1 protein-coding gene and 2 pseudogenes are annotated in these 2,670 nt (G+C 39.5%); 2 read left to right on the forward strand and 1 reads right to left on the reverse strand.

Features of this window, described 5'->3' with window-relative positions:
• Window positions 1–131: 131 nt before the first annotated feature.
• A pseudogene (locus QTN94_RS19515) lies at window positions 132–481 on the reverse strand (ISAs1 family transposase); the annotation flags it as partial.
• Window positions 482–723: 242 nt separating this feature from the next.
• Here QTN94_RS19515 and QTN94_RS19520 point away from each other — a divergent pair.
• Together QTN94_RS19520 and QTN94_RS19525 are read left to right on the forward strand one after the other, a co-directional pair.
• Entirely contained in the window at window positions 724–1,821 is a 1,098-nt protein-coding gene (locus QTN94_RS19520; protein ID WP_331428599.1) for a hypothetical protein, read from the forward strand.
• Between the two features lie 12 nt (window positions 1,822–1,833).
• A pseudogene (locus QTN94_RS19525) lies at window positions 1,834–2,670 on the forward strand (hypothetical protein); the annotation flags it as partial.

The following is a 2,670-nucleotide window of genomic DNA, read 5'->3' on the forward strand; positions in this document are numbered from 1 at the left end:
ATCATCAATGCAAAGCAATGTGGCAACTATTAAAACGGGTTCGAAACTTTATGGATAACATTTCATCGTTTCCCAGCGGTGGTCATGGAGTACAAAAAGTGAAGCATAATTAGGATCAGCTATTTAGCCCGTCGGTCATCTCGGTTGTAGGAGCCCCGAAGTGTTTTGTCATCAATCGCAACGACTTGCCCCTCAGTAAGGGAATGTACTGCTGACATCCAATTTATAAAGCAAGTATGAAAGGGCTCTGGTTCTATCTTAGAGATAATGCGAGCAATCGTATCATCGGCAGGAATATCATTAACAAACATACCATTACGTTTAAACCACTCATGATGACCAAGGATGTACTCACGAATATCAAACCAACCTTTGGCACCAGCAATAACAGCGCACAATGAGCCGAACAATACGTAACCTTTACTGACTGGCGCTTATCTGCGACTAAATGGAAGTGCTCTTTAAACTCATCGATATGCATTGTGGGTAGGTCTCTTTGTTTAGATATGATCGTCAAACCGATCATTCTAAGTGGTTAGAAAATGTTCGCGATCTCACCCTGATGGATATGGGTGGGGTGATCGGATAATCCCGAAATATTCAAATTGCTAATATTGAAACTTAATTGATACAAATATTATATTTACTTTGTTTATTATCAGTTGAGCGGAAAGGAGCTTTATTTTAAAGAACTTAATATCATGGGATAAAGTTGGTGTATTTATGAATGTTGCAATAAGCTCAACTCAGCTTGGTTTTTTTAAGCAATTTCTTTATATCATTGTTATTTTTTCTTTGGCAATTTCACTTATTGCTTGTGGTGATGAAAGTGAAATGTCGACTGATACTCAGTCTGAGAGGATTAAGGGCAGTGAAAACGGTGGTGTGGCTATTTCAGAATTACGATTTGATTATTTTAGGTTGTCTAACGGAGTTGACTTGTCAGAAGAGTTAAATGTAGAGAGGGACTATTTTCAGATCAATAACGTTGAAAGTTTAAGTGGCGAACGATGTCCAGAAGTCATATACGGAAAATACGAAATAACACTAAAAGATAAAAGCGATAATTTTATCCAATATGATAGTTGTACATACAACGTGGATGGGATAAATCTAAAAAGAAATAATAAAATCGTGGCTAATGTGAGTGTTTACAATGCGTACGAACATTCAGTTGATGGATTGGCACTGCCACCAATTTCATTGGTTTACTCCATTGGTGATGAGCCGTTAGTTATATTGCCAAGAGACTCTATTTCAACATCCTTGCTACCAGAAGGTTATCAGTTAGCCAATGCATCCTTGATTGGTCAGGGTGAGTTAACGATTGATGCAGATGCCCAAAGGCTAACGTTCAGTAGCGATGATGTTGGCGCTAACAGAATCATATTTGATTATAAAAATGATGCGGGTGATTTAATTAAAGGTGCGATAGATATTACTGTTCAGGTTGATAAAAACAATACAGCACCAATTCTAATGCCATCAAATCATGTTGTTTATCTGGGTGAAGAAACAGTTATCGATTTGTCGAATTTCATTAGTGATGATAAGAACTCAAGTGTAAAAATATTTGATGTGAAAGGTTTTGGTGCAGAGCTGATTAAATACTCAGAAAAGAGCATCACCGTCGAATATTCCAACTATGGCAAGTATTATTTGGGAACTTTTGTTAAAGATGAAGATGGGATAATATCATCTGGCATTGTCTCTATTGATGTTTTGGATAGGCTGTCATTGGTTGATGTCTTACCTGGTGGAATAAAAAGTAGCTTCCACCAAACCGTATCTAATTCTAATTTTATTGTTACTTTTTTCTAGTAAGGTTGTTCGATGTTTAAATTAAATGCAATTATTCTTGCACTCTTAACTGTTACTTCAACGTCTTATGCGTCTGAATTAACAGGTTCTGATGTAATCAGCTTGAATGTCTTTAACTCGTCAACTAATCAACCGTTGGAAGGTGAACTGGATGTCAATATAGTCACAAAAAAAACCAGTAAAGATAATTCCGATGAAGTGACTATATCGACGATAGAAAGGTATAAATGTACCTTCTCGAATGGTAGTTGTTCGATTCCTACTGAAATATGGCAATTAATTCAGGACGGGGATGTTAGCTTTTCGGATGGCGATAATATACGTCATGAAATAACCTTTCCAGACAGAAGTGATTTAGGAACACTAGTTAAGCAAAACCATATCAATGTTGCGTCATTTTATTCTGTTTTGGCTAACAATGTTATTGGTGATATTACGCCTAATTCAATAGGTGTTAACGATATCCCGCTCTTCGCTGCGGATGGTAGTTATGTCGGTCCGGAACAAGCTGGCTTAAAGGGCGATAAAGGTGACCAGGGCATTCAAGGTCCCAAAGGTGATACCGGAGCAACGGGCCCACAAGGTCCAGTGGGCCCACAAGGTCCTAAAGGTGATACCGGAGCAACGGGTCCAGAAGGTCCTAAAGGTGACACTGGAGCAACGGGTCCAGAAGGTCCTAAAGGTGACCAGGGCATTCAAGGTCCTAAAGGTGATACCGGAGCAGCGGGTGCCAAAGGCGATAAAGGCGACAAAGGTGATACTGGAGCAACGGGCCCACAAGGTCCAGCGGGCCCACAAGGTCCTAAAGGTGATACCGGAGCAACGGGTCCAGAAGGTCCTAAAGGTGAC

The sequence above is a fragment of the Vibrio sp. M250220 genome (genome assembly GCF_036533795.1).
GTDB lineage: Bacteria > Pseudomonadota > Gammaproteobacteria > Enterobacterales > Vibrionaceae > Vibrio.